Origin of the sequence: Janthinobacterium psychrotolerans, from assembly GCF_001677885.1 — a bacterium.
Taxonomy (GTDB): Bacteria; Pseudomonadota; Gammaproteobacteria; order Burkholderiales; family Burkholderiaceae_D; genus Janthinobacterium; species Janthinobacterium psychrotolerans.
The window spans coordinates 1-18,545 of sequence record NZ_LOCQ01000028.1; the positions used below are offsets into that span (position 1 = coordinate 1).

An 18,545-nucleotide genomic window follows, 5' to 3' on the forward strand; every position below is an offset into this window, starting at 1 on the left:
CTGAACTGCGCGCCTTTGTCAGCTATGGCAAATGGAACGATGCGGCCACCGCGTCGGTCAACGCAGCCAACAACAGCGGCCCGATCTACAACAACAATACCAGCGGCACCTCGTACGGCTTCCAGGTCGAAGCCTGGTTTTAAACACCATGGGGCCATTCCCGCCGGGTGTGGCCCCATCTGATTAAAACCCGCATGCAGGTTTGAAGCAAACGAGATACCCGCTTGCAAGCGGGCCTCGGCAACACAGAGCGCCGATACAGGCGCAATTTGACCTTTCCCGGCCTTGCGCCGACACCCCCTAAAAGCTTGATCAAAAAAGGAATTGTGGAGATGAAACTGAAATTCAAGATTACCCAAATCGCTGCCGTCACCGCACTGGCATTCGCAGGCAATGCCTTCGCCGCTGACGTGGAAGTGCTGCACTACTGGACCTCGGGCGGCGAAGCCAAGTCCGTCGGCCAGTTGCAGCAGATGGTCAAGGAAGCCGGCTTCGGCTGGAAAGACTTCGCAGTGGCAGGCGGCGCCGGCGAAAACGCCACCACCGCGCTGAAAACCCGCGTCATCTCCGGCAATCCACCGACCGCCGCCCAGATCAAGGGCCCGTCGATCCAGGAATGGGGCGCGGAAGGCGTGCTGGCCAATATCGATGAAGCCGCCGTTGCCGGCAAATGGGATGCGGTGCTGCCGAAAGTCGTGGCCGACATCATGAAATACAAGGGCCACTATGTTGCCGCACCGGTCAATGTACACCGCGTCAACTGGATGTGGGTCAACCCTGAAGTGCTGAAAAAAGCCGGCGTCGTCGGCACGCCAACCACCTGGCCGGCGTTCTTCGAAGCGGCCGACAAGATCAAGAAATCGGGCGGCATCGCGATTGCCCACGGCGGCCAGCCCTGGCAGGACGCCACCGTCTTCGAAACCGTCGCCCTGGGCGTCGGCGGCGCCGACTTCTACAAGAAAGCCATCCTCAAGCTGGACCAGAAAGAACTGACCGGTCCGACCATGCTCAAGGTGTTTGATACTTTGGGCAAGGTCAAGACCTACATCGACAAGGATGCGGCTGGCCGCGACTGGAACCTGGCTACCGCCATGGTCATCAACAACAAGGCCGGCTTCCAGTTCATGGGTGACTGGGCCAAGGGTGAATTCACCGCCGCCGGCAAAGTGCCGGGCAAGGACTACCTGTGCGTGGCAGCGCCAGGCACGGAAAAGGCCTACACCTTCAACATCGATTCGTTTGCCATGTTCACGCAAAAGGATGCGAATGCGAAGAAAGGCCAGATCGCCCTGGCCAACGCCATCATGAATCCGAAGTTCCAGTCGATCTTCAACCTGAACAAGGGTTCCATCCCGGTGCGTTCCGGCGTATCGAAGGACAAGTTTGACGCTTGCGCCCTGAAATCGATGGATGACATGGATGCCAGCAACAAGAACGGCGGCCTGGTGCCATCGTTCGCGCACGGCATGGCGCTGCCATCGGCCACGCAAGGCGCCGTGACCGACGTGATCGCCAAGTTCATGAACACCAACATGAGCTCGAAAGACGCTGTTGCCGAACTGGCCAAAGCCGCCAAAGTGAAGTAATCCCCACAGCGCCGGCTCCCCGCCGGCGCTGCTGCATCGCAGGTATCGCAGGCCCCCTCCGGCATCGGCCCGGACGGGCGCCATACGCAGTTCTACTTCTACGGCTGTCCTATGTCCATACGCAAGCAATTTGATCGATGGATACCGCAGCTGGTCTTGGGCCCGACGCTCATCGCCAGCCTGGTATTCGTCTATGGTTTTATTTTCCTGACCGGTTATCTGTCCCTGACCGAATCGCGCATGATGCCGAACTTCGAGTTCTCCGGCCTGTCGCAATACTACAATTTGTTCGATAACGAACGCTGGTGGACCTCGCTCAAGAACCTGGGCATTTTCGGCGTGCTGTTCATCGGCCTGTCGATCACCATCGGCCTGTTCCTGGCCATCTTGCTCGACCAGAAAATCCGTGGCGAAGGCTTTCTTCGCGCTATCTATCTGTACCCGATGGCGCTGTCGTTCATCGTCACCGGCACCGCCTGGAAATGGATGCTCAACCCCAGCCTGGGCCTGGAAAAGGTCATGCACGACTGGGGCTGGACCTCGTTTACGTTTGACTGGCTGGTCAACTCCGACATGTCGATCTACACGGTGGTGATCGCCGGCGTATGGCAGTCGTCTGGCTTCGTGATGGCGCTGTTCCTGGCCGGCCTGCGCGGCATCGATGACGAGATCATCAAGGCGGCGCAAGTCGACGGCGCGTCCTTGCCGACGATCTACTGGCGCATCGTGATTCCCGCCATGCGGCCGGTGTTCTTCAGCGTGATCCTGATCCTGTCGCATATCGCGATCAAGAGTTTCGACCTGGTGATCGCATTGACCTCCGGCGGACCGGGCAATTCGTCCGACGTGCCGGCCATCTTCATGTACCAGTTTTCCTTCACCCGCGGCCAGTTGGGCCTGGGCTCGGCGTCGGCAATGATGATGCTGGCCACCATCGTGGCCGTGCTGGTGCCGCTGATGTACCTGGAAACGCGCAGCGCAAAGGCGATGAGATGACACACACACGCAAGCATCAATTGACACTCGGGCGGGTAGTCCTGTACCTGTTGCTGGTCCTGTTCGCCCTGTATTACATCATTCCGCTGTACGTGACCCTGTCGACGTCGTTCAAGTCGCTCGACGAGATCCGCAGCGGCAACCTGCTGGCCCTGCCACAGGTATGGCAGTTCGAATCGTGGGGCAAGGCCTGGTCTTCGGCCTGTACCGGCGTGACCTGCAACGGCCTGCAGCCGTTCTTCTGGAACTCGCTTGAAATGGTGGTGCCGGCCGTATTGATCTCGACCTTCATCGGCGCCTTCAACGGCTATGTGTTCGCGCACTGGCGCTTCCGTGGTTCGGAACTGCTGTTCGCCGGCCTGCTGGTGGGCTGCTTCATTCCGTTCCAGGTGGTGATCCTGCCGATGGCGCGCCTGCTGGGCGACTTCGGCCTGGCCAATACCACCACCGGCCTGGTGTTTGTGCACGTGGTCTACGGCACGGCGTTTACGACCCTGTTCTTCCGCAACTACTACACCAGCGTGCCGGAAGAGCTGATCAAGGCGGCCCGCATCGACGGCGCCGGCTTCTTCCTGATCTTCCGCAAGATCGTGCTGCCGATTTCCGGCCCGATCTTCGTGGTCTGCATCATCTGGCAGTTCACGCAGATCTGGAACGACTTCCTGTTCGGCATCGTGTTCGCCAGCGGGGATTCGCAGCCGATCACGGTGGGCCTGAACAACCTGGTCAACACATCGACCGGCGTGAAGGAATACAACGTCAATATGGCCGCCGCGGTGATCGCAGCGCTGCCGACACTGCTGGTCTACCTGGTCGCAGGCCGTTATTTTGTGCGCGGGCTGACCGCAGGCGCAGTCAAAGGTTAAGGAAAAACATGTCTAGCTTATCGATTCGTAATATCCGCAAGGTCTATACCAACGGCGCCGAGGTCCTCAAGGGCATCGACATCGAGATCCAGGACGGCCAGTTCCTGATCCTGGTGGGCGGCTCCGGCTCCGGCAAGTCCACCCTGCTCAACATGATCGCCGGCCTGGAAAGCGTCACCTCGGGCGAGATCATGATCGACAACAAGGTCGTCAACGACCTGCCGCCGAAAGACCGCGACATCGCCATGGTGTTCCAGTCCTACGCCCTGTATCCGTCGATGACGGTGCGCGAGAATATCGCCTTCGGCCTGAACGTGAAGAAGGTGGCCAAGGCCGAACAGGAAGAGATCGTCAACCGCGTCGCCGAGACGCTGCAGATCTCGCACCTGCTCGACCGCCGTCCGGCGCAGTTGTCGGGCGGCCAGCGCCAGCGCGTGGCCATGGGCCGCGCCATTTCGCGCAAGCCGTCGCTGTTCCTGTTCGACGAACCGCTGTCGAACCTGGACGCCAAGCTGCGCGTGGAAATGCGCGCCGAGATCAAGCGCCTGCACCAGCGCCTGAAGGCCACCATCGTCTACGTCACGCACGACCAGATCGAGGCGATGACGATGGGCGACCTGATCGCCGTGATGAAGGATGGCGTGGTGCAGCAGCTGGGTACGCCGCAGGAAATCTACGACAATCCGGCCAATCTGTTCGTGGCCGGCTTTATCGGCTCGCCATCGATGAACTTCATCACCATCAAGCCGGTGATCGAGAACGGCGCCGTCTCGGCCGTGATCGAAAACGGCGGCAACAACATGCGCCTGGAATTGCCCTTCGATGCCGACAAGCTGCGCAGCCATGTCGGCCGCGACGTGATCCTGGGCATCCGCCCGGAACAGATCACCGACATCAGCAGCGCGCACGGCGACGTCGGCCAGGAACTCGGCTGTCTGGTCGACCTGGTCGAGCCGACCGGCCCGGACACCTTGCTGACCACCCGCCTGAACGGCGCGCCCGTCACTTGCCGCACCCATCCGATCGAGGCCGTGCGCCCCGGCCAGACCATGCGGCTGTCGTTCAACCTGTCGAAAGCAGCCCTGTTTGATCCGGCCAATGGCGAACGCATCGCGTAACTGATACGCGCCGCACGCCAGGCCCGGCTGCCGCAAGGTTGCCGGGCCTTTATCGTTTACACTGGCAACTTTTCCATCTGATAATTTCAACATGAAAAAACTTGCCCTTGCCCTCAGCCTGTCGCTGCTGTGCCTGCCCGCACTGGCCGCCAGGCAAACGCATGAAGCTGCGGTGTCCGCGATGTTTGCCGACAGCGGCGCGCTGGGCATGGTGGTGGTGACGGTGCAGGGCGGGCTGATTGAAGTCTACGGGCGCGGCGAGACGCGGCCCGGCAGCGGCCAGTTGCCGGGCGATCAGTCGCTGGTGCGCATCGGTTCGGGCGCGCAGGTATTCACCGCCGAGGTGCTGGCGCGGCTGGTGGAAGAAGGCAAGCTGGGCCTGGACGATACCTTGCAGCGCCATGCCGGGGCGGGCCGCGTGGTGCCGCGCCACGCCGGCGCGCGCGAGATCACCGTGCGCGACCTGGCCACGCATGTGAGCGGCCTGCCGCGCGGCGTGTCCGTCGGGCCGCCGAAATATGCGGCGCCGTTTGCCTGGCCAGGCCCGGACGTGCGCTGGGGCGAACTGAAAGGCGGCAAGACCGAGGCCGCGCCTGGCACCGAAGCCGACTACTCGAATATCGGCTACGACCTGCTGGGCGACGCGCTGGCCTCGGCCGGCGGCGCGCCCTACACCAGTTTGCTGGCGCGGCTGGTGACAACGCCGCTGCAGATGTCCGATACCACGGCCACGCCAACGCCGGCGCAATGCGCGCGCCTGATGAGCGGTGCCGACCTGGACAACAGCGGCCCCTGTGGCGCGACCATCGCCACCGCCGCCAGCAGCGGCCTGTTCTCCACGCCGCTGGACATGGGTGTGTGGCTGCGCAAGCTGGTCAGCGTGGTGCCGGCCGCGGCGTCCACCTGCATGGTGCTGAAACCCTGGGTCACGCGCGCCGCCATGCCGGCCATGAAGGGCTTCGATATTCCGGGTCCGGCCGATGCGCTGGGCATTGGCTGGGTACGCCTGGCAGACGGTCGGCAGCACAGTGCGCCGATCTGGCACAAGACCGGTAGTGGCGCCGGCTTCATGAGCTACACGGCGCTGTTGCCGCGCCAGCGCAGCGCCGTGTTCGTTGTCGTCAGCAAGGTCGACCTGAAGATGCTGGCGCGCATGACGCGCGCGGGCAATGTGCTGCTGCGCCAGCTGGGCGACGAGGTGCTGGCGCAGGTCGGCAGCGGCTTTGACCAGCTGCCATGTCCACTACCTCCTGCTACCTCTTGAGACGGTAAGTTTCCCGTATATGTATGTTGCCGAACATAAGAATTCACAGCGGGAATTTAAAATCAAGGACAGACATAGCGTTCAGCACACTCCCCGAACCACGCAGTGCCACTCGACGCTTATGCTTATCGATGCATCGCTGTTCTTAACTGAAGCTGGCCTACCATGAATGACAACACCTCCGCGCGCACCCAGCGCAAGCCGACCACCCGCATCTCGACCGGCATTGCGGGCCTGGACGATATCCTGTGCGGCGGCCTGACGGCCCAGCGCGTCTATCTGGTCGAAGGTTCGCCCGGCACCGGCAAGACTACGCTGGGCCTGCAATTCCTGCTCGAAGGCGCGGCGCGGGGCCAGACCGGCCTGTATATCACCCTGTCGGAAACGGCCGACGAGCTCGACGCCGTGGCGCAAAGCCATGGCTGGGACATGGAGGGCATTGCCGTGTATGAACTGGCGAACGACAATTCGCTCGACCCGGACGCCCAGCAATCGGTGTTCCACCCGTCGGAAGTGGAGCTCGGCGAGACCACCAAAAGCGTGATGGAGCGCGTCAATACCTTGAAACCGTTGCGCGTGGTATTCGACAGCCTGTCGGAAATGCGCCTGCTGGCGCAAAACCCGCTGCGCTACCGGCGCCAGATCCTGGCGCTGAAACAGTTCTTTTCGCTGCGCGACTGCACCGTGCTGCTGCTCGACGACAAGTCCAATACGCCCGACCAGCAGCTGCACAGCATCGCCCATGGCGTGATCAGCCTGGAACAGATCGCCCAGGAATTCGGCAAGGAGCGGCGCCGCGTCAATGTCATCAAGATGCGCGGCACCAAGTTTCGCGGTGGCTACCATGACTACATCCTGGAAACGGGCGGCCTGAAAATCTTTCCGCGCCTGATCGCTGCCGAGCATAACCGTGATTCCATTGCCCATGTCAGCTCGACCGGTTCAATGGCTTTCGATGAACTGCTTGGCGGTGGCCTGGCGTCGGGCACCAATACCCTGATCGTCGGCCCATCTGGCATTGGCAAGACCACGATGTCGGTGCGCTGCCTGCTGTCGGCGCTCGAACGCGGAGAAAAAGCCTCTTTCTACCTGTTCGACGAAGGACTGGCGACCTTCTTTGCCCGCTCGGCTGCGTTGCAGATGGACTTGCGGCCATATGCGGACAGTGGCCAGCTGGCGATCCACCATGTCGACCCGGCCGAACTGGCGCCCGGCGAATTTGCCCATATGCTGCGCGACGCCGTCGAACACGCCGGCGTGCAATTCATCGTCATCGACAGCCTGAACGCCTATCTGCAGGCGATGCCGGGCGAACATTTCCTGACCCTGCAGATGCACGAACTGCTGTCCTATCTGAACCAGCAGGGCGTGACCACCGTGCTGGTGCTGGGCCAGCATGGCCTGATCGGCGAAGTGCGCTCGGACGTGGACCTGAGCTACCTGAGCGATACGACCGTGCTGCTGCGTTTTTTCGAGTCGAACGGCAAGCTGCGCCGCGCCATTACCGTGATCAAGAGCCGCACCAGCAACCATGCGCTGACCATCCACGAACTGAAACTGGGTTCCGGCGGCATCGCCATCGGTGGCGCGCTGGAAGGCTTCGAGGGAATACTGACGGGCTTGCCAACATACCGCGGCGCCACCCCCATGATGCTGGCGGGGCCCGATGATCCCCGATAACGGCGCTTCGGATGAGCGTATCCTGATCCTGGCGCCGCATGGCCGCGACGCCGAAGTGATCCATCAGGTGCTGGCCCGCAACGGCTTTGGCGGCGGCGCGGTGGCAGGTTTCGACGCCATGGTCACCGAGCTGCAGCTGGGCGCGGGCGCCTGCGTGATCGCCGAAGAGGCTTTGCAGGATTCCAGCGTGAACCAGTTGCTGGGCTGGCTGCGCACGCAGGAACCGTGGTCCGACTTCCCCTTCGTGATCCTGATTTCCAAGCACAATGGCATGACGCCGCAAGCGGCGCGCAGCACCTTCGACCAGCTGGGCAACATCATCCTGCTGGAACGCCCGCTCAATGCCGAAACCTTGCGCAGCGCCGCCGCGTCGGCCTTGCGCGGGCGCAAGCGCCAGTACGAAGCACGCAAGATCCTGGCCGAACGCATGCGCGCGGCCGAAAGCCTGCGCGAGAGCCGGGCCCAGCTGCTGCAGCTGAACGAGACGCTCGAATCGCGCATCGAGGAACGCACGCGCGCGCTGGCGCAGGCCAACGACCGTTTGATGAATGAAGTCATCGAGCGCGAACGGGTGCAGCTGGCCATGGTGCAGCTGCAAAAGATGGAGGCGGTCGGGCGCCTGACGGGCGGCATCGCGCACGACTTCAACAACCTGCTCAATGTGATCCAGGGCAGCATGGACCTGATCCTCTATCTGTCCAAGGACGAGAACGCGAAACGCAAGGCCGAAGTGGCGCGCCGCGCCTGCGAGCGCGGCGGCAAGCTGACCAGCCAGCTGCTGGCGTTTTCGCGCAACCAGCGCCTGAACCTGCGCGCCACCGATATCCGCACCCTGTTCGACGGCGTGCGCGAACTGATGGCCACCTCGCTCGGTTCATCGATCAGCCTGGCCTTCGATATCGATGCGCGCCTGCGCTTCGTGATGGCCGACGTCAACCAGATGGAAATGGCCTTGCTGAACCTGGCCATCAATGCGCGCGACGCCATGCCGGCCGGCGGCAAGCTGCTGGTGCGCGCCCGCCTTGCCGACGCGCCCGACGGCCTGCTGCCAGCCGGGGCGTATTGCCTGATCAGCGTTACCGACGATGGCCAGGGCATGGACCCGGCGATTGCCGCCAAGGTGTTCGAACCGTTCTTTACCACCAAGGCGATCGGCAAGGGCACCGGGCTGGGCCTGAGCCAGGTGTACGGCATGGCCCAGCAGTCCGGTGGCACGGCGCGCGTGGTCAGCGAAGCCGGCGTCGGCACCACGATCGAAATCTGGCTGCGCCTGGCCAGCGAAGAAAAGCCGGCGCACGACGAGCGCCCTGATGGCGTACCGCCGCAGGCAAGCACGGGCGAAAGCGCGCGCATCCTGGTGGTCGAAGACGACAGCTCGGTGCGCCTGTCGATGGTCGAATCGCTCGAAGCGCTGGGCTACCAGGTCAGCCAGGCGCAGGACGGCCAGGCCGGCCTGCACGAACTGCGCCGCGACAAGCCCAGCCTGATGATCACCGACTACCTCATGCCCGGCATGACGGGCGCCGAACTGGTGGCGATCGCCAACCGCGAGTTTCCGGGATTGCCGATGATTATCGCCACCGGCTATGCCGACATGGAAGCGATCGACCGCGTGATCGGCAGCAATACCGTACTGCGCAAGCCCTTTCAGCTGGCGGACCTGGCGGCGACGGTAAAGCAGGCGCTGGGGCGCCAGGCGGGGATGGTTTCATGAGCGAAATCGTCGCTCCCGGCGACCTGATGCTGCCGTCCGCCCTTGAACGGCAGCAGCTGTTCTATACGCTCAAGAAAGTGAGCTCGCTCACCGCCTGGCGCCGCAACTACGCCCTGTATAAAGCCTGGGTCGACGTGACCAAGGCCAGCTTGCAGGAGGCGACCCGGCAAGGCTGGGCGCTGACGACGTCGCTGCCGGCGTCGGAACTGGCGTTTTTGCAGGGTGGACTCGATGAATTCAGGAAAGCCATGACAAAGCTGGAAAAAAACAGCTTCAGGCACTTCGGCGATCCGCCTTTTCCTGAGTTGATCGCCGCCCGCAACCGCCTCACCATTCAGCTGAGCGTGCAGCGGCGGGTGGACGAGGGCGAGAACGGCGTGAACGAGGCGCATACGCCGCTATGGCAGGAGTATTGCGACGCCATGCACTCGGCCTACGATGCATGGGCGGAATGCTCGATGCATCTTTACCAGCGCGATTATTTTCCCGGTGGCCTGTGGTATTACAACCGCTGGCTGAACCGCGATCTGCCGCTGATGCATTTTCCCGACCACCTCGAAGCGGTGCCCGAGCCCGCCGTCGATACCCTGGTGCGCGCCGGCGGCTTCGTGCCGTTTGCCGGTATCTGGGAGCCGGTCGCCGCGCCGGCCACGCGCTTTATCGACCGTTTCACCGGCGCCTGGCGGCCGCAGGCGCCGTTCAGGGTGGTGGCGCCGATGAAATACTTCGACCACGGCGCGCACGCGCATGCGATTACCCTGCAGGACACCAGCGACAGCGACGACAAGGGCGAAAAACTGCACCTGGCCTGGCGCTTGTTATGGCGCGAGGACCGCTACACGGACGGCACCATCCCGGCGGAAGAGGCACAGTACCGCTTCCTGGAGCCGGAGCGTTCGCGCCCCAAGACCTCTGGGGCCGAGCCGGACGATGGCGTGATCTGGGCCTGGAGCGGCGCGGCCGCGCCGGCCAGCGGCACATGGCTGTGCGAGACGCATGGCAGCTACAGGGAAGTGCGCAAAAAAGGCCAGCGCATGGGCTTTCTGCTGGGGGCGCGAACCGCGCGCTGGGTGTTGATGCGGCCCGATTGAGCTCTCGGACGGTGGGAATGGTTACGCCATCGATCACATCGGCGGCCGCCGTGGTGTCGATAAAGCCGGGCGCGATCGTATTGATGCGGATGCCGCGCGGGCATCCGCCGACGATGGCAATGCCATGCCCGCGCCCCTGGTGCCACGGCGCACCAGCACGCGTTTGGCGGTGAACTCTGGTGCCTGCTTTACGGCGTGATCTCCAGTAGGCTGATCTTGTCGGCATCGAGTTGGAAAGCAAAGTCCAGCAGCACCGGGCTGCCGGGAAAATTGCCGCTCACTTCGCCCTTGACCACGCAAGCTTGCGCTGTTTCGCTGCAGGCCAGGAGCGCCACCGTCGCCGCGTATTTTTCGCTGGAGGCGCGTTTCCATGCGCTGATCGCGGCGTGGCCACGATGCACGTGGTGCTCGTCGCGCACCTCGCCATCAATACTGAAACACCGCGCCACCGCAGCGGCATCATGCGCGTTTTCCGCTTGAAAATAGACTGCCACTGCGGCAGGCAAGTTGATCGCCATGCTGTTCTCCTGTTGCATTGATCGAGTGCTGATCATAGATGCCATGATTTTGTCGCGCTACGCTGGTTTGACAGGTAAGCTATCAACTTCAGGTTAATAATCACCACCATGAAGCCAGTCTCGCTAGACAGCATTCGCATCTTCCTCGCCGTTGCCGAGGCCAGGAGTTTTACCGCCGCCGCGATACGCCTCGGCGTCACGCCGGCGGCGGCCAGCAAGGCCGTCAAGCTGCTCGAGGCGCAGCATGGCGTGATCGTCTTCGTGCGCAATACACGCCGGGTCGCGCTGACCGAGGCCGGCGGCGTCCTGTACGCCAGCCTGCTGGCGGCCACCGCGCAGATCGACGATGCGTTCACGGCATTGACCCGCTTTCGCGAACGACCGGCGGGCACCTTGCGGCTGACCGTGCCGCGCGCCTTGGGGGCGCTGGTGCTGAAGGGCCTGGCGCCGCGCTTCCAGCGCGCCTATCCCGATGTGGCGCTCGATATTTCCCTCGACGATGGCGAGGTCGACTTGCTGGAGCAGGGCTTCGACGCCGGCATACGGCTGGGCCAGTCGGTGGCGCAAGGCATGGTGGCGGTGCGCCTGACGGGCGAGCTGGCCTGGTCGGTGGTCGGCGCGCCCGCGTATTTTGCGCGCTCCGGACGGCCTTTGATCCCGGAAGACCTGGTGCGCCACGAAACCGTGCGCTACCGTTTCCACCGCTCGAAAGCGCTGGCGCCCTGGACTTTCGTGCGCGATGGCGACTCCTTCCATGTGGAAACCGGGCACAAACTGGTGGTCAACGACACCGGCCTGATCGCCGACTTTGCCCGCTCCGGGCTGGGGCTGGCCTATCTGCCCGATATCGAGATTGCGCAGGACCTGGCGGACGGGCGGCTGGAACGGGTGCTCGAGTCGTTTAGTCCTCCCACCTCGGGTTTGTTCCTGTATTTCGCGGCCAGGACGCAAAGCCAGCCCAAGTTGCGCGTATTTATCGACATGGCTACTGCCGGTGATCTGCTGCCGCCGTCTCCGGCCCGCTACGGCGAAGCCGGCTACATTACATGAAGAGCTCATCATGCTGAAAAAAATATGGCTCATGGTCGCGACGACGGCGCTGACCGTGGCGCTGGCCCTGGCCATGTACGTGTATGGCGCGCCAGTCGTGGTATTACATTACTCTGCCGCAGCCAGCGGACCGGTTGGCTTCTTCTTTAACGATGACGACAGTATCACCAAGGATACGCTGGAGCCTGGAACAAGCCGCCAGTTCCGGACGGCACATTATCCGCACGCGGGCTACTTCGTCGAGGTGAGCTTGCCACTGGCCAGCCGCGCGGGAGTGGAGATCAGGCCACCTTTCAGCCGTGTCGACGTCCATATCGGTGCCGATACCAACATCATGCGTACTGTCATCAAGACGGATTTCATGGCACGTATCGGTTCCGATTGATGCGCGTTCTTGAAAGATATATCTATATGGTAATATTTCACACCGCTCAAGCAGCAGTTGCCATATCGCACAGCAAAAATGGGCAGCAGTCACTGGCATTTTGCCACTTCGCCTGCAAACGAAAACACCATGACGCCGAAGCTCAAAAAAACCATCATCTTGCTCAGCTTGCTCGCCAGCGCCGTTGCGGCGCAGGCCGGGTCCCCCGATGGCCTGAACATTGCCGCCATCGGCAGCGCCAACGCCGTGCAGTACGCGAGCGCCGTAAAGCAGTTTTTTTCCGACTACGCGGCTGACGGGATTGCCTGCGGCGACTATGCCTTGCGCCTGCAAAACGTGTACACCTCGGATCTGCCGCCGCAACTGACCGGCGAACTGGCCCTTGGCGCCGCCAACGATAAAGCCAGGCACAGGAAACTGGGGAATATCCTGGCCGGCTTTCGCAGCAAGGCGCTGCCACGTGGGTTTGATGGCGCGCTGGCTTACGAGGTCAAAGGCGCGCAACTGCGCTTGTACGGCATATCCGGCGCGTCCGACGAACAGGTGGTGGTGGCCACATTGCCCGTCAGCCAGGCCAGCGACCAGAAGAAATTCAACCTTGCCGCCTGCAAGGCCCTGGCCAGCTTGCCTGTGTTGGCAGAGCCCTGACGGTGTCTGCCAGCGGATTAATTATGTTCAAACGTCAATTCGATCACGCTGTCGTCACTCCACTCCTTGTCGCGCAAGGGCGGCGTGAATGAGTAGCCGCCGAATGGCACGGGTGCGGTTTTTCCATTGAAGCTGATGGTGGCGGCGATAATGCGCTGCGCTTCGGTAAAGCTGTAGGTTCCCTTTTGCGAAACGAAATTGCAGGGGCCGCCCAGTGCGCTCAAGGTGGTGCGCATGGCAAACGGCAATATGTCTTTGTCGATCGCCCAATGTACCTCGCACGTCAGCCTCAGGTCGCCCAGCCGGCGGCTGGTATCGGTGGCGGTGGCGCTGCGGATATAAGGAAGCCATCTGACCGAGCCGGCCTTGCGGTTGAGCGTCAGGTCTGCCTTTGCATAGAGCGGACCTTGTTCGACAGGCAAGGTGAAGATATTCTTTTCTCCCAGCGGTATCGCCTGGCCCGCTTCCTCGCTTTCGAGCCGGAGCTGGAGTGCATTCATGTCGATATCCGCGCGGCGCGGATCGAGGATGAAGCGCAGCTCGGCGGCAGGCGCCAGCTCATGCTTTTCCTGGAACCTGTTTATTCCCTTGAGCATGGCGCTGTAGGGCTTCCAGTCGGGATCCCTGATGCCCTTGATATTGACTGACGATGTGGCTTCGTCCCCGGATGGTGCGATGGGCTGCGGCTTGTCTGCCTGTGCCAGTGCCGAATTACAGCACACTGACACCAGCAGGCTGGCGGTTTGTAAGGCGCGCATGGTGATCATGTCGCTTGCACCGTTTTCATCGTATTCATGAGTCTCTTTCTGCACAGTCGGGAAAAACGTGAGTGTAGAAAAAAACAGGGAGGAAAGGTTGTTTTCAAGACAGAGTGTCAATTCACGGGAACGGAATGCGCAAAAACGCCGATGGGGCTGCTACGCCGCCATCGGCATTTTCTCGGGCTCGCGTCTGGCCCGCCATTTTCAGGTTGGTACGCCCTGCGTATTGACATGCGCCAGACTGGCATCAGCCCTTTAAACTTCTTAAAATTCTTCCCAGTCGTCCGTATTGCCCTTGTCGGTCGCCTTGGCAGGTCGTGCCACAGGTTTACTGGCCTGCAGTGCTTTGGGGGGCGAGGCCGGTGAGCGCACGGCAGGGCGCGCGGCAGCCTGGCGCGGCGTGGCCTGGCGCGGCGCGGCGTGATTGATGGCGCCGGCGCCGTGCGCCAGCTTGAAGACGCTGACGACGTCCGACAAGACCGCCGCCTGCTCCTGCATCGCACTGGCCGCCGCCGACGCTTCTTCGACCAGCGCCGCATTTTGCTGGGTCACTTCATCCATCTGGGAAATTGCCGAGTTGACCTGCTCGATGCCCATGGTCTGCTCCGTGCTGGCCGACGCGATTTCACTCATGATGTCGGTCACGCGGGTAATCGACTGCACGATGTCGGCCATGGTGGCGCCGGCGTCATCGACCAGCTTGCCGCCGACAGCGACCTTGGTCACCGAGTCATCGATCAGCACCTTGATTTCCTTGGCCGCCGCGGCCGAACGGTGCGCCAGGTTGCGTACTTCGGTGGCGACCACGGCAAAGCCTCGGCCCTGTTCACCGGCGCGCGCCGCTTCCACGGCGGCATTGAGCGCCAGGATATTGGTCTGGAACGCGATGCCATCGATGACGCCGATGATATCGACGATTTTTTTCGACGATTCGTTAATCGAGGCCATGGTCTCGACCACCTGGGCCACCACGCTGCCGCCCTTTTGCGCCACTTCCGACGCCGATACCGCCAGCTGGTTGGCCTGGCGCGCATTGTCGGCATTCTGCTTGACGGTGCCAGTGAGTTCTTCCATGGACGAGGCGGTTTCTTCGAGCGAACTGGCCTGTTCCTCGGTGCGCGAGGACAGGTCGAGATTGCCCGCCGCGATCTGCGCCGAGGCGGTGGCGATGGTGTCGGTGCCGCTACGGACGCGGCCAACGATCTGCGCCAGCTGGTCACGCATCGCCTTGATCGAGAACATCAGGCTGGTCCGGTCCGCATCCTGCACCACGATGGGCCGGTCCAGGTTGCCGCTGGCAATTTCTTCGGCGACCGCCATCGCGTAGCTCGGTTCGCCGCCCAGTTGTTTCAGGATGCTGCGGGTGATCACGAAGCCGGCGCCGATCGAGATCAAGACGCCGATAAGCGAAATCAGGACGATCAGACTTCTGTTGCGCTCGTATTGTGCGTGCGCTTCGGCCGCTGTCGCGTTGCTGGTCTTGATTTCATAGTCCCTGAACTCGATCAGCATATTGACCCAGTTGTCCAGCGCGGGACCGGTCTCGTTCATCAGTACATCCGGTGCGCCGGGATCATTGGCCAGGCCAAGGCCGGAGGCTTTCTTGATCAGCGGCAGGGCCGCCGCTTTTGCTTGCGCGACTTTGACCAGATAGTTTTTTTCCTCGGCACTGGTATTCGGATCACTCTGGAACAATTTTTCCAGCTGCTCGGCGAATTTATCGTAGGCAAGCAGGCTGCTTTCAAATAGCTGTTTCTGTTGCTCCATGCGCGGCAGGTCGGACAACACGATCAGATTGCGCATCGAAGCCGACGCTTTTTGCGCTTCACCCATGGCCTGGGAAATCAGGTTGGCCTCCTGGGCGTTGAAATCCACCGTGACGGTCAGCGAGTTGTTCAGCGACGACAGTTTATTGATGCTCAGTGCGGCAATCAATATTAAAAACGCAAGCAGGATGCCGAAGCCAAGCGCAAGGCGGGTTCGGACTTTCAGTTCGGAGAATGACATTATTTTTGAACAATATTTTGAATATTGTTTTTTAAGTGAATTAATTACAGATCAAGGGATGCTTCTTGATGAAGCATTTCACTGTAACATAATCTCTTAATAACAATATTATTGACGTGGAGAAACGAGAGGTTTCTGTGGTTTTCACGCCAATGTGCTGCGCCGGCAAGCGCATCCGCCTTCCGTACGCAGCGGGTACGCAGGTGTCACGATGTCGGTCGCTTTCAGCGCCGCCATCGCCTGCGAGGCTGTGCTGATGGCGGCCAGGCAGGCGGTGGTGTCGCCGGTATCGACTTTCGACAGGTCGCTCACGGGCTGCTTGCGCGGCCAGTCGGCCCAGTAGAATTCGAGGAATTCGGTGGCCGTCGACGGCGCCACATAGCCGGCGTCGCGCCTGAAGTGGACCAGTGCGCGCTATCGCTGCCGGAGGCCGTGGACGCGGCCACGCTTTGCGCGAGCTCCCTCGACGGCAAGACGCCGAGCAGTTGCATGGCAGTGATCGTTCGGCGATCAGCGACTGCGGCGAATACAGAGGATAGACGCAGTATGCGATCCAGCCCTTGCCGCGCACCAGGTCGCGTTCGAGCAGCACGTTGTACACATGGTGGCCCCGATAGGCTTCGTGGCAGCCCAGATCGACGGCGCGGTCGATATGGATGGGCAGATCGGTAGTGATCTGGATCACGCTCTGGTAGTTGCCCTTGTAGCAGTTGTAGCTGGCTTCCTACCCGGCGCGCGCGTGGCGTGGCGATACGGCATCATAGAGCCGCGCGCTTTCCTCGTCGAACGGCAGGCGCGCCGCCGCCGCATCGGCCTGCCATGCGGACGGGCCGTAGCAGGCGTCGACATAGGACGCATCATGCTGGCCGATGGCCAGCACCAGGTGCGCATAACGTTCGGCGATGTCGGCGAGGGAAGCGGTCATGGCGGCATGGGGCAGGCAATGGAATCCCCACTATAACAGCGGCTTGCCGTTGTAACTATGCCGATGGCCCGATGCGGCAGGCAGCGCATGCCCTTTTTATCAGGAAAATGAATAACTGGTATCTGAAATCGAAAGTGGCTTTATATCTTGAAACGCTTATGATGATATTGCACTGCAACAAACACCGTATCTTTTCAGGAGCATTCCATGTCCCACACCACCTTGCCAGCATTGACCGTTTTCTCTTTCAACAGCCTGTCGGGCGCCTTTGAGAAGGTGAGCTCGTCGGTGCAAGCGCTGATGGTGCGTGTGCACAATGCGCTTGCCAACGGCATCGAAGAGCGCGTGCGTGAAGAACAGGATGCGGACCTGGCCGAAGCCACCGACCGCTATGACCTGGAGTTCCGCATGCGCAAGCAGGACCGCTCGGGCGGCGGCAGCTACTGGAGCAATGGCAACAACCGCTGATCCTTCCGCTGATCGATCCGCAAACGCTGGCCCATAGAAAAAGCCGCCGTACCTGATTGCCAGGTACGGCGGCTTTTTGCATTACTGCTGCATCACATTGGCCCTGGCTGCGGGCGGCACGGGAACGGTGCCGCTGCGTCCCGGCGCGAATGACGCCTCCGTCGTACCCTGCACCGGCACGGCGGTCTTCCTCAGCTTGGCCACCTGTGCCGCCGTTGCGGCGCTGCCGTGGTTGCCCCAGCTGGTCTGGATGAAGCTGACCACTTCGGCAATCTGCTGGTCGTTCAGGGTCTTGGCGTAGCCGCCCATCACCAGCGCCGAGGGCGCCGTGTGGGTGGCCGGCACCATGCCGCCCGACAGCACGATATTGATGGCCGAGGTCGGGTCCGCCGTCTGCAGCACGGCATTGCCGGCCAGCGCAGGGAAGGCCTTGCCGTAGCCCTTGCCGTCCGAGCGGTGGCAGCCGGCGCAGTTGTTCAGGTACAACTGCGCGCCCGTGGTGTCGACCTTGCCCGCAAACAGCGCCTTGGCGACCTTGTCGTCGCCGACGAAAGGTTTTGCGCTGGTATTGGCCGGCGGCAGCGATTTCAGGTACTTCGCAATGCTGCCCAGGTCGTCCTTGCTCATGTACTGCATCGAGTGCGTCACCACGTCATTCATGGCGCCAAACGAGGCGCTATGGCTGTTGCGGCCGGTTTTCAGGAACTCGGCAATATCGGCTTCGCTCCAGCGTGCCAGACCACCGCCGTGCTCGTTGCGCAGCGAAGGCGCGACCCAGCCGTCGATGGCGGCGCCACCGGCCAGGTAAGCATTGCTGTCCAGGTCAGTCAAGGCTTTTTCCTGCATGCCGACGCCGCGCGCCGTATGGCAGGCGCCGCAGTGGCCCAGGCCTTGCACCAAATAAGCGCCGCGCAGCAACTGCTGGTCGCCTGCGCCTGCCGCCGGCACATACGGCGCCGGCTTGGGCGCGAACACCCAGCGCCAGACGGTCAGGGGAAAGCGCATCGACAGCGGCCAGGGGATGTCGGAGGCGCGGTTTGGCGCCGCATTGGCCGGCACGCCATGCATCAGGTAGGCATACAGGGCGCGCATGTCGGCGTCGCTCAGGCGCGAATACGAGGGGTAGGGCATGGCCGGGTAGACCGTGTAACCCTGTTTCGTCACGCCAGTGCGCATCAGCTTGTCGAAGTCCTCGAAACTCCAGTTGCCGATGCCGTGCTGCTTGTCGGGCGTGATATTGGTGGAATACACCTTGCCGATCGGCGTGGCCATGCCGAGGCCGCCGGCATACGGTTTGCCTTGCGGCGCGCTATGGCAGGCGATGCAGTCGCCGGCACGGGCCAGGTATTCGCCCTGCTTGATCAGCTGGGCATCGGGGGCGGTAGTGGCCGCCATGCTGGCGCCAGTCGCCAGCATCAGGGACAGGGCCGCAAGCCAGCGTTGTGTGGGTTTTTTCATGGGACGCTCC

19 protein-coding genes are annotated in these 18,545 nt (G+C 62.2%); 13 read left to right on the forward strand and 6 right to left on the reverse strand.

What is annotated here, in order from left to right; translation table 11 throughout:
* The first annotated feature begins 5 nt into the window (after positions 1-5).
* The 9 genes from ASR47_RS26775 (at position 6) to ASR47_RS00750 (ending at position 10,315) form a co-directional block, all read left to right on the forward strand.
* On the forward strand, positions 6-143 hold the full coding sequence (locus tag ASR47_RS26775; RefSeq protein WP_245714217.1) for a carbohydrate porin: 138 nt from the start codon (positions 6-8) through the stop codon (positions 141-143).
* Positions 144-332: 189 nt separating this feature from the next.
* Positions 333-1,586, forward strand: a complete 1,254-nt coding sequence (locus tag ASR47_RS00715) for an ABC transporter substrate-binding protein (RefSeq protein ID WP_065305858.1) — start codon at positions 333-335, stop codon at positions 1,584-1,586.
* A gap of 111 nt (positions 1,587-1,697) precedes the next feature.
* Positions 1,698-2,582: a carbohydrate ABC transporter permease gene (locus tag ASR47_RS00720; RefSeq protein ID WP_065305859.1), complete on the forward strand. Its 885-nt coding sequence runs from the start codon at positions 1,698-1,700 to the stop codon at positions 2,580-2,582.
* On the forward strand, positions 2,579-3,448 hold the full coding sequence (locus ASR47_RS00725) for a carbohydrate ABC transporter permease (RefSeq protein WP_065305860.1): 870 nt from the start codon (positions 2,579-2,581) through the stop codon (positions 3,446-3,448). The genes ASR47_RS00720 and ASR47_RS00725 overlap by 4 nt, the downstream gene beginning before the upstream one ends.
* 8 nt (positions 3,449-3,456) lie before the next feature.
* Positions 3,457-4,566 carry an ABC transporter ATP-binding protein gene (locus ASR47_RS00730; RefSeq protein WP_065305861.1) on the forward strand — a complete coding sequence of 370 codons (1,110 nt, stop codon included), beginning with the start codon at positions 3,457-3,459 and terminating at the stop codon, positions 4,564-4,566.
* A 91-nt stretch (positions 4,567-4,657) separates the two neighbouring features.
* Positions 4,658-5,830: a D-alanyl-D-alanine-carboxypeptidase/endopeptidase AmpH gene (gene ampH, locus ASR47_RS00735; protein WP_065305862.1), complete on the forward strand. Its 1,173-nt coding sequence runs from the start codon at positions 4,658-4,660 to the stop codon at positions 5,828-5,830.
* A gap of 165 nt (positions 5,831-5,995) precedes the next feature.
* A complete protein-coding gene (locus ASR47_RS00740; RefSeq protein ID WP_065305863.1) occupies positions 5,996-7,510 on the forward strand; it encodes an ATPase domain-containing protein in 1,515 nt (504 codons plus the stop codon).
* Positions 7,497-9,224, forward strand: a complete 1,728-nt coding sequence (locus tag ASR47_RS00745) for a response regulator (RefSeq protein WP_065305864.1) — start codon at positions 7,497-7,499, stop codon at positions 9,222-9,224. Before ASR47_RS00740 ends, ASR47_RS00745 begins: the two co-directional genes overlap by 14 nt.
* Entirely contained in the window at positions 9,221-10,315 is a 1,095-nt protein-coding gene (locus tag ASR47_RS00750) for an Imm71 family immunity protein (RefSeq protein ID WP_065305865.1), read from the forward strand. The genes ASR47_RS00745 and ASR47_RS00750 overlap by 4 nt, the downstream gene beginning before the upstream one ends.
* 188 nt (positions 10,316-10,503) lie before the next feature.
* On the opposite strand, the gene ASR47_RS00755 is transcribed toward ASR47_RS00750, so the two are convergent.
* Entirely contained in the window at positions 10,504-10,833 is a 330-nt protein-coding gene (locus ASR47_RS00755) for a nuclear transport factor 2 family protein (RefSeq protein WP_065305881.1), read from the reverse strand.
* A 108-nt stretch (positions 10,834-10,941) separates the two neighbouring features.
* On the opposite strand from ASR47_RS00755, the gene ASR47_RS00760 reads away from it, so the two are divergent.
* From ASR47_RS00760 to ASR47_RS00770, 3 genes are all read left to right on the forward strand, one after another.
* Positions 10,942-11,883 carry a LysR family transcriptional regulator gene (locus ASR47_RS00760; RefSeq protein WP_065305866.1) on the forward strand — a complete coding sequence of 314 codons (942 nt, stop codon included), beginning with the start codon at positions 10,942-10,944 and terminating at the stop codon, positions 11,881-11,883.
* A gap of 10 nt (positions 11,884-11,893) precedes the next feature.
* Positions 11,894-12,268 carry a hypothetical protein gene (locus ASR47_RS00765; protein WP_065305867.1) on the forward strand — a complete coding sequence of 125 codons (375 nt, stop codon included), beginning with the start codon at positions 11,894-11,896 and terminating at the stop codon, positions 12,266-12,268.
* A 129-nt stretch (positions 12,269-12,397) separates the two neighbouring features.
* Positions 12,398-12,916, forward strand: coding sequence for a hypothetical protein (locus ASR47_RS00770; RefSeq protein WP_150127616.1), 519 nt, complete (start codon positions 12,398-12,400; stop codon positions 12,914-12,916).
* Positions 12,917-12,933: 17 nt separating this feature from the next.
* Here ASR47_RS00770 and ASR47_RS00775 read toward each other — a convergent pair whose 3' ends face one another.
* The 4 genes from ASR47_RS00775 to ASR47_RS27615 all read right to left on the reverse strand — a co-directional run bounded on the left by ASR47_RS00775 (position 12,934) and on the right by ASR47_RS27615 (position 16,609).
* Positions 12,934-13,683 (reverse strand): hypothetical protein, encoded by a 750-nt coding sequence (locus tag ASR47_RS00775; protein ID WP_065305869.1) that lies wholly within the window; start codon positions 13,681-13,683, stop codon positions 12,934-12,936.
* Between the two features lie 258 nt (positions 13,684-13,941).
* Complete coding sequence (locus tag ASR47_RS00780) at positions 13,942-15,684, reverse strand: methyl-accepting chemotaxis protein (RefSeq protein WP_065305870.1); 1,743 nt, start codon at positions 15,682-15,684, stop codon at positions 13,942-13,944.
* Between the two features lie 144 nt (positions 15,685-15,828).
* Positions 15,829-16,062, reverse strand: a complete 234-nt coding sequence (locus tag ASR47_RS27295; protein WP_065305871.1) for a ParB N-terminal domain-containing protein — start codon at positions 16,060-16,062, stop codon at positions 15,829-15,831.
* A gap of 346 nt (positions 16,063-16,408) precedes the next feature.
* Positions 16,409-16,609: a hypothetical protein gene (locus ASR47_RS27615; protein ID WP_065305872.1), complete on the reverse strand. Its 201-nt coding sequence runs from the start codon at positions 16,607-16,609 to the stop codon at positions 16,409-16,411.
* A 300-nt stretch (positions 16,610-16,909) separates the two neighbouring features.
* On the opposite strand from ASR47_RS27615, the gene ASR47_RS26780 reads away from it, so the two are divergent.
* Positions 16,910-17,077, forward strand: coding sequence for a DUF3563 family protein (locus ASR47_RS26780; protein WP_150127617.1), 168 nt, complete (start codon positions 16,910-16,912; stop codon positions 17,075-17,077).
* Between the two features lie 81 nt (positions 17,078-17,158).
* Here the strand turns inward: ASR47_RS26780 and ASR47_RS00800 are convergent, their stop codons facing one another.
* Positions 17,159-18,535 carry a cytochrome c gene (locus ASR47_RS00800; protein WP_065305874.1) on the reverse strand — a complete coding sequence of 459 codons (1,377 nt, stop codon included), beginning with the start codon at positions 18,533-18,535 and terminating at the stop codon, positions 17,159-17,161.
* Positions 18,536-18,545 lie beyond the last annotated feature (10 nt).